At 54.9% G+C, this 12,907-nt stretch carries 9 protein-coding genes and 2 pseudogenes; 3 read left to right on the top strand and 8 right to left on the bottom strand.

What is annotated here, in order from left to right; all coding sequences use genetic code 11:
• Positions 1–124 precede the first annotated feature (124 nt).
• On the top strand, positions 125–313 hold the full coding sequence (locus ACF8PE_RS16555) for a hypothetical protein (RefSeq protein ID WP_103181190.1): 189 nt from the start codon (positions 125–127) through the stop codon (positions 311–313).
• A gap of 305 nt (positions 314–618) precedes the next feature.
• On the opposite strand, the pseudogene ACF8PE_RS16550 reads toward ACF8PE_RS16555, so the two are convergent.
• Together ACF8PE_RS16550 and ACF8PE_RS16545 are read right to left on the bottom strand one after the other, a co-directional pair.
• Positions 619–1,413, bottom strand: a pseudogene (locus ACF8PE_RS16550) (integrase core domain-containing protein); the annotation flags it as partial.
• A gap of 4 nt (positions 1,414–1,417) precedes the next feature.
• Positions 1,418–1,825 (bottom strand): annotated as a pseudogene (locus ACF8PE_RS16545) (SDR family oxidoreductase); the annotation flags it as partial.
• 98 nt (positions 1,826–1,923) lie between these two features.
• Here ACF8PE_RS16545 and ACF8PE_RS16540 point away from each other — a divergent pair.
• Positions 1,924–2,823, top strand: a complete 900-nt coding sequence (locus ACF8PE_RS16540) for a LysR family transcriptional regulator (RefSeq protein ID WP_062779780.1) — start codon at positions 1,924–1,926, stop codon at positions 2,821–2,823.
• Between the two features lie 278 nt (positions 2,824–3,101).
• On the opposite strand, the gene ACF8PE_RS16535 is transcribed toward ACF8PE_RS16540, so the two are convergent.
• From ACF8PE_RS16535 to ACF8PE_RS16510, 6 genes are all read right to left on the bottom strand, one after another.
• Positions 3,102–4,106, bottom strand: coding sequence for a LacI family DNA-binding transcriptional regulator (locus ACF8PE_RS16535; RefSeq protein WP_000851062.1), 1,005 nt, complete (start codon positions 4,104–4,106; stop codon positions 3,102–3,104).
• Positions 4,107–4,135: 29 nt separating this feature from the next.
• A complete protein-coding gene (locus ACF8PE_RS16530; RefSeq protein WP_062779778.1) occupies positions 4,136–5,536 on the bottom strand; it encodes a sucrose-6-phosphate hydrolase in 1,401 nt (466 codons plus the stop codon).
• Positions 5,536–6,906, bottom strand: coding sequence for a sucrose-specific PTS transporter subunit IIBC (locus ACF8PE_RS16525; RefSeq protein ID WP_000345203.1), 1,371 nt, complete (start codon positions 6,904–6,906; stop codon positions 5,536–5,538). Before ACF8PE_RS16525 ends, ACF8PE_RS16530 begins: the two co-directional genes overlap by 1 nt.
• Positions 6,907–7,041: 135 nt before the next feature.
• Positions 7,042–8,559 (bottom strand): carbohydrate porin, encoded by a 1,518-nt coding sequence (locus tag ACF8PE_RS16520; protein ID WP_001393599.1) that lies wholly within the window; start codon positions 8,557–8,559, stop codon positions 7,042–7,044.
• A 165-nt stretch (positions 8,560–8,724) separates the two neighbouring features.
• The gene (locus tag ACF8PE_RS16515) at positions 8,725–9,648 is read right to left on the bottom strand and encodes an aminoimidazole riboside kinase (protein WP_000992321.1); all 924 of its coding nucleotides are present in this window, start codon (positions 9,646–9,648) and stop codon (positions 8,725–8,727) included.
• A gap of 1,124 nt (positions 9,649–10,772) precedes the next feature.
• Positions 10,773–11,567: a helix-turn-helix domain-containing protein gene (locus ACF8PE_RS16510; protein WP_004958543.1), complete on the bottom strand. Its 795-nt coding sequence runs from the start codon at positions 11,565–11,567 to the stop codon at positions 10,773–10,775.
• A gap of 87 nt (positions 11,568–11,654) precedes the next feature.
• On the opposite strand from ACF8PE_RS16510, the gene ACF8PE_RS16505 reads away from it, so the two are divergent.
• Entirely contained in the window at positions 11,655–12,845 is a 1,191-nt protein-coding gene (locus ACF8PE_RS16505; RefSeq protein ID WP_270736580.1) for an MFS transporter, read from the top strand.
• The last annotated feature ends 62 nt before the right edge of the window (positions 12,846–12,907 follow it).

Raw genomic sequence — 12,907 nt, 5'->3', positions numbered from 1 at the left:
ACGCCAGTTGCAACTTCCGGCCGGTATCACGCGGTGTGATCCTGCTCCCCGCTTTCATCAGAAAATACCCTATATTATTAAGGATGTGTTATGTGGCTATCAGCATTCAGATAAGGCAGGACTTATGCAAGAAGGTTTCTACTGGATACGGCACAACGGCAGGGTTCAGGTAGCTTACTACACCGATGGCGAAACGGAAGACCTGCAAACGGGGCGGATCGTCAGGGGGATATGGTATCTGACGCGGGGTTTCGATATCTGCGATGACGGTGAGGCTGAGGTATTACAGGGTCCGCTGTCGCCACCTCTTTGACAGACACGGGAACTGGCGTTTCGCTTTGAGCCTGACTAGATTTAACTGTGGTGGATCCCCCTGTGCGGCGGGACAATCCGGTTGATGTATGTAAATATGCTTGCGGCTCGTATAACCGGTAACGAGCCACCGGGAGGCACCCGGCACCTGTTTCAGAACCTGGGAAGTGCGTTTTGAGCCCATCCGTCCGGACAGGCTTTTTTATACCCGCTTCGAAACCGGTGCTATGCTTAAACTGTAACCAGGCCATAGCACCTACCCCTTATCCTCATCGGTGTACGGTCCGGGGACATGGTGAACACTTTTTAACATCCTTTACCCATGGTGATCGACTTTTTCTTCAGGTCGATCACCCACACTTTCGTGTTGTACCACCACACTTCGTAATAACCGTCCTCCTGTGTCTCCCTCAGCCCTACCTGCTCGCCCCTGAACGCCTTGCCTGCGCTCAGACTGACACCCTTCACGCTCAGCTTCCCGCTGATATCCACCTTCCTGACCATCACACCCCCGTCGTATTCCGATGGCGTTGTGTGGCTGTTGTACTACCGCGCGGATGGCTGGTAGCGCGAGGCCGGAACCGTCATATCCAGCCCCTCATGGGGCTGTTCGAGGTTATAGGCTGTCCGCCAGTGGTCGAAGGCGCGCTGCAGCTCGCTGCTGTCCGCGAACCACTTACCCTGCAGGACTTCTGCCTTCAGGCGGTGGTGAAAACGCTCCAGCTTGCCCTGGGTCTGCGGGTGATAAGGCCTTGAGTGGCTCACCCGGATCCCCAGGCGCATCAGCCACAGCTCGAGCGCCGTCCAGGTGCCGGTGGTGTCGCCCCAGGGTTCGCCGTTGTCCATGGTCATCCGGTCCGGCAGGCCGTAGCGTTCAAACACCCCGACCAGCTGCTGCTGCACGGTCTCACGCCGTTCATCGGGGCAGTGCATCAGGCATAGGGAAAGCCGGGTGGTCTTCCAGCCAGCGTTTGATCTTGCGGGCCCCCAGCGTTCGTGACGGGAATGGGCCATGCGCAACAGGTCAGCGATGTCGTCTGATGAACGGTTCGGGGAATGACGGGGTGTGCGGGGACGGTCATGAAGACCGGATAAACCGTCGTCAAAGGTTAATTATCTGGCCAGAACCCTGAGCTTCCATCACTGGAAGCACAGCCCCAATTCCCCACAGCACGCCCTTGATGTTAACGTCAATCGTACGTTCCCATTCATCCTGTTTGCCGGCCGCAAGCGGTGAAAGTGGCATGATGCCCGCATTGTTAATCAGAACGTCAACACGCCCCCAGTTATCAAGCGCTGACTGCACGAAATGAGCCATGGACAGTCTGTTTGTGACATCCAGCTCACGCGCTTCAGCCATACCGCCGGCGCTGCGGATTTCTGCTGCAATGGCTTCGATACGATCCAGTCTGCGCGCCCCTAATAGCACTCTCGCACCTGCTTTTCCAAGCTCTCTGGCAATGCCTTCCCCAATGCCACTTGACGCGCCGGTAATTAATATAACTTTATCCATGATGTGCTCCTTCAGTTGAGTTCAGAGAGATGATAGACCTTTATGATTAGTTCCAGTATCCTGCTTTTACTGGACTCAGTGATTAGCAGAATTAAACAATGAAAATTGATCTCAATCTTTTACCTGTTTTTATCGCGGTTGCTGAAGAGCGTAATTTCACCATAGCCGCAGCCCGGCTGGGGGTTACGCGCTCGGCGGTTAGTCAGGGAATACGGCGGCTTGAGGATACTTTCGGCACAATGCTGGTAATGCGGACAACACGTTCAGTAAACCTGACTGAAGCGGGAGAACGACTGCGTACATCCCTGTCATTATCTTTATCCAGCATTGACGCTGCGTTCGAAGATATTGCATCCGACAGCACGCCACGTGGACTTCTGAGGATCGCGGTGACCTCCATAGCTGAAGAGTTTCTTTCAGGTCCGCTGATCGCCTCGTTTGCGGCTGCTAATCCAGCCGTGACGATCGATATTGTCGTGATAGATGAGGAATTTGATATTGTGGCCGCTGGTTATGATGCTGGCGTAAGGCTCGGAGATGTGATCGAGAAGGATATGATTGCCGTCCCGCTTACAGAAAAGCAACGTGAAATGGTGGTTGCGTCCCCATCCTATCTCACTGCTTGTAGCGCCCCTCTTCATCCGCGTGAGCTTGTACATCATCAGTGTATCGGCTGGCGTCCTTCCCCGGATGTTGCTCCTTATCGCTGGGAATTTGAGGAGAACGGGAGAGCTTTCGACGTGGCGGTAGAACCGCGAATAACAACTAATGACCTGCGTCTCATGCTGAGGCTGGCTCTTGCCGGTGGAGGTATAACATTTGCCCCTGAGGAAACATTCAGGCCGTATATTGAAAATGGTCAACTTGTTTCAATGCTTGATGATTTTCTTCCCCATTTTCCTGGCTTTTATCTGTACTTTCCTCAACGCCGGAATATAGCGCCAAAACTACGCGCCCTAATCGAACATGTCAGGCAATGGCAGCAACCGTATGCTTAATGGTAAGCGCTAAATACTTTGTAACGTAAACCAGTTTTCTGAGGACTGACTCATTTAGTTATATGTTATGTTCGCTTCTGGCACAAAACGGACTGTCATTGTCAGGCATTTTGTCAGCGGTCAGTTAATCCAGTCTCCCTGCGTGAGGCCAGGCAACTGCTCAAACGCCCTAATATGGTCGTTACCAGCACGATGCCGGCGCCAATGGTATGCCCGGCGATCGCCGGGCCGTTCAGACCAATCGGCATCCAGCGTCGCTATTCAAAAATACTCAGTTATTACTGATGCCGAAACTGCAGCGTTGCGGGCAGGTAGCGTTGTAGCGTTTCGGGCGTATCGCCCTCGATCAGCTGGCTTATCAGATCGTAGCAGTGCCAGGCCAGCTGGCGATTATCCTGCTGGACAGTGTCGATACGCAGCGACAGCGAATCATAAAGATAGTGATCGTCAAAGCTCGTCAGATGAATATCGGAGTCGAGTAAATGGTGCTGGCTCATATAGCGCAGAACCCCTTCGAGCAGCCCGCAGGCGGCGGTGAATAGCGCCTTAGGCGGCCGCCCAAGGCGCGCGCAGAGTGCGGCAAACATCTCATAGCCGGAGCTGGGATGGTAATTGCCGTTGATCACCCATTCCGGGCGCAGGGCAATACCCGCCTGAGCCAAACCCTGCGTGAACCCGGTCAGACGATCGCGGGAGGGCGACAGACGCGCCTGACCGCCTAAAAACCAGAACTCATCGCTATGCTGAGGCGCGATGCGGGAAATCAGTTCCGCCGTTGGGGTAATCGAATCGGTCATTACCAGCGGCAGCGCGCTTTCATTGGGGCACCGGTCAAACAGCACCACTGGCAGCTGTTGGCTGAGTTTGAGATAGTCGGCATCGTTGTGCATACAGGAAGCGACGATCATCCCGTCGACCTGGCGGGCAATCATATTATTGACCACCACGCTCTCCTGACCGGGGTTTTCATCAGTACAAGAGATCAACAGCTGGACGCCCGCCTCGCGGCACAGCATCTCCAGCTCATGGGCAAAGACCGCAAAGCCGTGGTTGGTGATCTCCGGCACCACCAGCCCGATGGTGTGGCTGCGGTTGTTGCGCAGCGAGCGGGCATGAATGCTTGGCTGATAGTGATGCTTACGGGCAATCGACAGTACGCGCTCACGCGTTTCCTGCGCCACGCGCAGCTCCTTGCCACGACCATTCAGTACCAAGCTGGCGGTCGCTTTGGAGACGCCAGCCTGTTCGGCTATATCTTTAATGGTTACGCGTTTGGTTTTCATTACGACGCCATGAGCCTGAAGCAAAACGCTTATTCTACCATGCAAGTTCGCAGCGGCCAGTAGCAGAATGCGTCCGGCGTGATGCCGGAGAATGTTAGCTGACCGGAGCAGGCCGGGAAGTAGCGGCTGCTCATCACCCCTTCACCGCCGTTTATGAAAATCTCCACGCTCGACTGGTCGATGAAAACACGCAGCGAGCGGACGTTTCCGCGCCAGTAACGATAATGCATCTCGTCGCTGGCGAGACTGCGTCGGGCCAGGCGGAGTCCGCTGGCATCGCACTCAAGGGTTAATACGCCGCCAAAATCGAGGCTCAACATATCGTCCCCGCGGGTTTGCAAATCGATTTCCATCGGTGCCAGCGGCAGGGCGTTCCCCGACCAGCCGTTCGCTTCACCGCGCAGGGCGCTCAGTTCCCGTAGCGGACGCTGATAGAGCTGACCGTTGATAAACTCCAGCTCACGCAGGCAGGTCATCTGATGGATCCAGCCGTTGATGAGGGTCGGCTGAAGCATCTCTTCGCCCTCCGGCACGCCCATCCAGCCGACCAGCAGACGACGGCCATCACTGGTAAGCATGGTTTGCGGGGCGTAGAACTCAAAGCCGGCGTCCAGTTCGTGCAGTTCGCCATGGCTGAAAGCGCCACTAGCGTAATCAAACTCGCCCGCCATCCATACTGCCGGGTAGGTGTTCAGGTAACACTTTTCCTCGCGGGCAATCCCCTGCGGACAGCAGATTAGAATATGCTGGTCGCCGAGAGGAAAAAGATCCGGACACTCCCACATATAGCCGACGTCGTCGAGGCCATTGATGCCGTGGCCGGCGATTTCACTCATACTCGTCCACTGATGGAGATCCGCAGAGCTGAACAGCAGCACCTTGCCGCGCTTTTGCCGATCCTGCGCACCCAGCACCATGTACCACAGGTCTTCGTGTCGCCAGACTTTTGGGTCGCGCACGTGGCCGGTGTAGCCCTCCGGCAGCGGCAGGACCGGGCCGATTTTGCGGAAGGTGCCGTCGGCGCTTTCCCTTGCCAGGCATTGCCAGGCGGTTCGCCCTCCGTCGGCAAACTTCACGTTGCCGGTATAGCACAGGGTAAGCGTACCGTTGTTATCCACCGCGCTGCCGGAGTAGCAGCCGTTACGGTCATACTCTTCGTCCGGCATCAGCGCAATGGGCTCATGCTGCCAGTGCAGCAGATCGGGGGAGCTCCAGTGCGCCCAGCACTTAAACGTATGATCGCAGGCGAGCGGGTTCCACTGATAAAACAAGTGATAGCGTCCGGCAAATTCGACAAAGCCGTTGGGGTCGTTCATCAGCCCGGTGACCGGCGCAAGGTGCCAGCGCGGATAGTGGCTATCGGCCAGCGCACGTGGCTGGCCCTGTATTACGGCCTGCAAAATCGCAGGCAGTCGTGATGGAAGAGACATTATTCAGCGTCCGTTTTGTATTTCAAAACCAGGGAGACCGTAAAGGCGACGCCAAAGGCGATAACCATCCCGATAATGTAGTTCAACAGCGAACTGGCCTGCACGATGGCCATGCCGGGGATCGCTGTCAGGCCGACCGCGGTCATGTAGACGTGTACAGATACCACCCATGCGCCGCCCGCCGCACCACCAATCAGCGCCGCAATAAATGGCTTCACAAAGCGCAGGTTAATACCAAAAATCGCCGCCTCGGTGATGCCCAGCATGGCGGAAAACGCCGAGGGCAGAGTAATGGCTTTAATTTTTGCATCTTTGGTTTTGAACCACACCGCCAGACAGGCTCCGCCCTGAGCGACGTTGGCCATCGCCCAAATCGGCAGCAGGAAGTTGACGCCGATGGAGGGATTGCCCAGCAACCCGGCTTCAACCGCATGGAAGCTGTGATGAATACCGGTAATGACGATAACTGAATAGAGACCGCCAAACAGTAACCCGGCGAGCCAGCCGGCGTGGCTAATCAGGGTGCTGAGGACAAACGAGATACCGTCGCCCAGTGCGCGACCGGCCGGGCCGATAATCAACAGGGCTATAAAACCGGATATAATCACCGTCAGGAACGGCGTCAGGATCAAATCCAGGGCATCGGGGATTGCGCGACGCAACTGCTTCTCAACGATGCTCATAAACCATACTGCCAGCAGTACCGGGAACACCGTACCCTGATAGCCGATCATGGCAATTTCGAAGCCGAAAAAGTTCATGGTGTGGAAACCCGCGGCCACGCCCCAGGCGTTAGTCAGCGCTGGATGAGTCAGAATGCCGCCAAGCGTCGCGCCGAGATAAGGATTACCGCCGAATTCGCGGGCGGCGGTAAAGCCAATCAGAATCGGCAGAATGATAAATGCCGCCGAGCTGCACATATCCAGCATGATGTAGATGGCGTTGCCCGGGTCAACCCAGCCGTATGTTTTGACCATTCCCAGCAGGCCCATCAGCAGACCAGAGGCGACGATGGCAGGGATTATCGGCACGAAGATGTTTGATAGCAGGCGGGCGATGCGCTGGAACGGATTGAGCTTTTTTGCCGCGATGTCGGCGGCTTCCGATTTGCTGGATTCGCTAATACCCGCCGCCTGAGTAAAGGCAGCGTAGACCTTATTTACCACCCCGGTGCCGAAAATAATCTGCATCTGTCCGGCATTACGAAAACAGCCCTTCACCCCTTCAACTTTGCCGATGGCCTGCTGGTCGGCCAGCGAATCATCGACCAGCACCAGGCGCAGGCGCGTGGCGCAGTGCGCGGCGCTGGCGATATTTTCTTTGCCTCCAAGAAGCGGAAGCAGCGAGCAGGAAATCTGTTCAAAATCCATAGTACCCTCTTAAGGCTTAAACATTTTTATGTTGTCGTCCCGCGTTCACGGGAGCGCTTTTTCTGCGTCTTAGCTGAGCCCGGGGTGACAAAGATGCTCTGACCCCCGGCTATTCCTGTCATCAGGCGTAAGCCGTCAGAACCAGGTTTCCATCTGCACACCGAAAGACCATTCGCCGCCCGAGTTAAAACCGTCACTGCCCAGGGCGTCATCGCTGGCGTAATTATTCAGTTTTTTGCTCCAGTCCATCCAGGAGGTATAGAAACGAATCTCCGGGCGACTGAAGAAATCACCGATACTGCCGACCTTAAATGTCGGGGCGAAGGTGAGCTTGTAGAAGCTACCGTTCACCGCCTGACGATCGTTATAACCTTCGGGTTTAAGATCCATGTACTGGTAGCTGCCTTCGTAGGCGAGAGCGAAATTCTGATTGATTGCCTGAATCAGACGCAGGTTGAATGTTGCCCACTGATAGCTGTCGCCATCGGCATAGCGGTCTTTACTGCGTTGCGCCAGCATTGCCGGGGCAACAGACCAGTTTTCGCTGAGCGGCGTGGTGCCGTAACTGGCAATGCGCCATGTGTCGGCTCCCGGACGAAGTGCGCCATCAGATCCGATACCTTTAACCTCTGCGCCCAGACCATGACCATAAAGCAGAGCGGTTTTACTGCTACCGTCGCGCAGGCCGTAGAAACTGTCGTTATGCAGGCCGAGCAGCGCATGCACGCCGGTGTTTGCCGCATCGCCTTTTACCAGATTGCCGTTGCTATCTTTACGCTCGTCGTTATCCTTCGCCCGCAGACCGCTGACCATCATCTGCAGCGGACCTGCGAAGTGATTCATGGTGAGGATATAGTTCTGCACGCTGTTGCTGGAATCATCAATGTCGCCGAAGTTACGCCCGTACAGGGAGAAATTACTCCGCAGGCCGTCGTTCCACTTCACGTCATAGATACCACCACCGGTACCGGCGAGGAACACGACATCAGAGTCAATCCAGTGAATATCGAAATTGTCGCGGTCGAAACGTTTCCCGGCCCACAGGGTGGAGCCCTTAAATGGCCCAGCGAACGTCGGCAGGTTACCCAATTCGACAAAGGCCTGACGAACGTTCAGATCGCTGGTGCTTGCAGTCCAGTCGTTATAAGAGGTTTGCCCGTCGGCGACCATCACCTTAAAGCGGGTCGTGGCCCCATTATCCAGGGTCTGCTTATGTTCAAGATTCATTTCAACATAGGTATCGGCCTGGTTTCCCAGACGGCCGATAGCTCCGCCGGTTTCACCTGCCGGCGTTATGTAGGCTCCGGATTTGGTGCTGGCGCCGGAATCATTCATTATCACGCCGGAGCGGGCGTAACCGTGAAACTCAAATCCGCTTTTGTCATCGGCTTTTTTCTCAAGTCTGGCGGTACGCTGAGCCACTTCCTGAGTCGAGTTCTGGTTTTTTTGCTGCTGCGCGGTGAGTTGCTGAACTTTTTTCTCCGCCGCCCCGGCGCGGTTTTCCGCCGTTTGCGCCCTGTTTTCTGCCTCCTGCAGGCGTTTTTCCAGCGCGTTGAGTCGGGCTTCAATGGTGCTTATATCCGTTTGCGCATGGGCTGAGGCAGCGCTGGTTAGCAAAGCGATAAGCATCGCAAGTGTGCTTTTTCTGTACATGCTGTTGGCATCCCAAAAGTAAAAATGGAAAATTATAATTTTTGCTAAACCGGTTTAGGCGCTATGTTAAGCCCGACCTTTGTTTTTCTTAAAACAAATATGCTAAACCGGTTTAATAAATGTGATGCATGCAACAAAGTGAGCCGCGCAAAGCGGCTTTAAGGATTAAAACTGACGGTTGAGATCGCGCTGATAGGGCAAGGCGGTCATCGCACCTTTGGCTGTGGTGGCCAGGGCGCCGCAGGTCTGTGCAAGCGTGAGTGTCGGTTCCAGTGCGGTCATGTCCGTTGGCATCCCGTTAGCCGCAAGGCTGGCGAGCAGTCCGGCGACAAATGCGTCTCCCGCGCCGGTGGTGTCCACGCTGGCCACAGGCCGGGCGTTGAAATGGGTAAACTTCTGCTGAAACGCGGCAAGCACCCCCGCTTTGCCCCGGGTCACCAGTAGCAATTCTGGCTGATAGCGCTCCGTTACGCTGGCGATTCCGTATGCTAAATCATTACTGCTGCTGATGAAGACCAGCTCCTCTTCCGATAGCTTTACCACGTTGGCCATGTGCAAAGCGCGATCGAGGCAGGCTAGCAGCAAAGCCTGATCCTGCCAGAGATCGGGACGAATATTAGGGTCAAAGCTGACCCGACCGCCGGCAGACCTGATGCTCTCCATCGCCGCGAAGGTAGTGCTACGGCTGGGCTCGGCGCTGAGCGCGATGGAGCAGACGTGCAACCACTGTCCGGCGGCAAACTGTGGCAGGTCTTCTTCAACCAGGAACAGGTCCGCGCTGGGGCGTACCATAAAGGTAAAGGTGCGTTCCCCCTGGTCGTCAAGGTCGACGACCACAGTGGACGTGCGGTGCTGATCGTCGAGATACATATGGCTGACGTCGACCTGCTCCTGTTGCAGGGTATGACGCATGTAGCGGCCAAACGGGTCACCGCCGACGCGGCCGATAAATCCGCTGTTGCCGCCAAGGCGGGCAACCCCTACCGCCACGTTAGCCGGCGCGCCTCCAGGGCACTGCAGCAGGCGCCCTTCGCTCTCCGGCAGCAGGTCCACCACCGCGTCGCCCAGAACCCAAACTTTTGCATTCATGCTAAAACCCTCCAAAGCTAAACTTAATTAAACCGGTTTAGCATATTAAATCACAGTGACCGAGTGGGTGGAACGTTCCAGCCGGAAAAGCGCGGCTCATGACATAAAAACGTGAGCCGCCTTATGAAATAGCGTTGATTTGACAGCTGTGAAGACTGACGTCCTGGACACAAAACGTTACTGAGCGAAGAAGGCCAGACGTTATCAGGTCGGTCATGTATGACTGCGGGCACTGCTTGCCAGAGCCGTTCCCGGATGAACTGGCGGATGAATTCAGATTAGTGAATTCGATGAATTCGGTTTTTTTTAGAATTATCGGTAAACCAATGAGTCGCGATATTTCCCCTGCTAATGAGTTCTTCTGAAGGCGCCATCAAACCTGTCGAGGTTTAGATACCTTGAACCGGCATAGAGGCGCGGCCGCTAGCCTAAACTGGATTTATTCCGTTCGGTGGCACCGTAGCCCGGTGAAGCCGGTAAAGGAGCAGAAGGGATCACCTGTCCCCACCCTTGCCCTATAAAGCGTTAATCCACTTAAAGCTATTCAGACGCTGAATTACGCGGCCGGAGTGGTCCCGACAAGGCGAAGCCGCTGCCGGGGCGTATCTCCGAGTTAGCGCCGATTGAGGCGCTTACGAGCGTGTATTCCTATACTTACCGGTGCACTATTTACAGCGGCTCATAACCTAGTTACAACATCCATCATTAAAAGCGACACTACTCCCGGGCTTCGCCCGGGGCGGCGGCGCTATTCAGGGTTAGTCTGGGCTCAGTTGTTGCCGCTGTGCACGGAATTCGATTATTGGTTGAGATGGGCTCTCTGATTCATATTTGTGAGGGTATTTCAGGTTGCAAGGGATGTAACTCTATTCTTATGTATGTTGTAACTATAATTTAAAAAAACTCATGGTCTTCTTAGGATCGTCAACAAAGTTATCGGTCCTGATTAATCTATGCGTCTTGTTTTTCCCGCCTCGGATTGAGCGTGATGCTATCTGGGGGCCGCTTGGAAAACGGAAAATATCCTACGTTAAGCCTGTTTTTTAAGCAGGAATGACAGGCAGCAATGAGCGAACAGCGGACGTTGACGTTCTTTATAAAAATTCGGTTTGTGTTGTTTTGCATTAGTTTAGAGACGAAAAATATTGCGTCGGTGATTTACCCAGCGCTTTTCTGAACATCGTAATAAACGCGCTGACCGAATCATATCCCAGCGTTCCGGCTACACGCTGCACGGACTGACCTTCAGCCAGATGGCTCAGGGCAATCATCAAATGCAGTTGCTGACGCCAGCGACCAAAGCTCATTCCTGTCGCCTCTTTTATCAGCCTGGCCAGCGATCGTTCGCTGGTGACCAGATGTGCAGCCCACTGCTTTAACGTTCGCCGATCATCAGGCTCATTAAAAAGTGCCTCCGCCATATTCCGGATTTTAGGATGATCGGATACGGGAAGATGGAGCGCTTCAACCGGCACATCCGGAATATGCTCCAGCAGCACCGCTGCGAGCCTGGCAGTTTTACTGTCAGGAGAATAAGCCTGTCCCTGCTCTGCCAGATACAGAACAAGCTCGCGGACCAGAGAAGTCATCGCCAGGGTACAGCAGATTTCCGGCATCGCTGCCGCGCCGGGTTCGATGAACAAAAAGCAGGTATCTGCATTCTTCGTGACCCGGCAACTGTGGGGAATTTTACCCGGAACCCAGACAGCATGTCCCGGTGGAACAAGCCACAGCGCATCCTCAACCTCACAGCTCACTGCACCGCGCAAAGAGATAATAAGTTGTCCCTTACGGTGAGAGTGCGGACTCTGACCTGCATACTCGCCTGACGATGATACATGCAGCGCGATAGCAGCCTGACTGAAAGCATCGGCATTAAACTCATCCGGTGAGGTCACCGGTTTTTTATTAACTGGCATGATTTAGTTATATGTTGTCAGATTATCTATATTCTGTAACTCATGCGTCCTTTAAAGTCTTTCTTTTTACCAGAAAAAGCAAAATTTATGTCCCACACTACGAACAAGTGGTCTTCAATCATACTTGTGACCGGCATCCTTTTTATAGCTATCAACCTGCGTGTTCCTTTTACCGCTATCGCACCCGTTTTAGAGTCTATTCGCCATGATTTTGGGCTAAGTATTACTGCCGTTGGGTTGCTTAACTCGCTGCCTTTGCTGGCCTTTGCCGCCTTTTCACCGCTGAGCGCATCCATCTCACACAAGTACGGTCTTGAACGCACCCTTTTTGGTGCCTTGGCCGTGATTTCAGCGGGCATCCTGCTTCGCTCCGCAGGCAGTGTCTGGGCGCTTTATGGCGGAACCATATTGATAGGTATCGGGATTGCCCTCGGCAATGTCCTGCTGCCTGGCCTTATCAAACGTGACTTTTCTGGCAACGTGGCTTCCGTGACGGGGGCATATTCCATCACCATGAGCGCGGCTGGTGCTATTGGTTCAGCCATTGTCATTCCTCTGACGCAGAGCTGGGGCTGGAACATCGCGTTAGCCATGCTGGTTATTGCACCGCTGCTTGCGTTGCTTTTATGGTTGCCCCAGTTAAAGATGAAGCATCAGTTGCCAGGAGAGGGTGAGAAAAAAGCGGCGACCGTCGCGGTCTGGCGCTCGCCTCTGGCATGGCAGGTCACCTTGTTTATGGGCCTGAATGCGATGCCGTTTTATGTTGCTGTCGGCTGGCTACCCGCCATTCTAACGGACAGTGGACTCTCCTCAGCCCAGGCCGGTGAAGTACACGGCATTCTTCAGCTGACCACAGCTATTCCCGGCCTGATTCTGGCGGCCACGCTGCGTCGCCTCAACGATCAGAAAGCAGCCGCTGCCGGCGTCAGCCTGTTAACCGCTGCGTCCTTTATCGGCATCCTATACCTGCCAAATCTGGCGATGCTGTGGGCTGCTCTTCTCGGCTTCGGCTCGGGTGCCAGTATGATGCTGGGCCTGACCTTCATCGGGCTACGTACCAAAAATGCCGGTGACGCCGCCGCGCTGTCAGGCATGGCGCAGAGCGTCGGTTATCTGATGGCGGCGATGGGTCCGCTGTTGCTGGGCAAAGTACAGGAGTTGTCCGGAGGCTGGACATTGCCATTACTGATGACCGCAGCAATCGCGGTCGCTGGTGCCTGCACAGGAATGGCTGCCGGACGAAATGCACACCTGGAACCGGCACAGCAGCCGGGCTGAATTTGCTGACACTGCAGGAGAGCGCTCTGTTCTCCTGCTGTGGATACTCTCCATTATCGTTC

It is taken from the genome of Leclercia sp. GLN_9 (assembly GCF_043105735.1).
Classification (GTDB): Bacteria; Pseudomonadota; Gammaproteobacteria; order Enterobacterales; family Enterobacteriaceae; genus Enterobacter; species Enterobacter adecarboxylatus.
The sequence above is the reverse complement of the archived record's forward strand: the minus strand, read 5'-3'. Positions and strand labels throughout refer to the sequence as shown.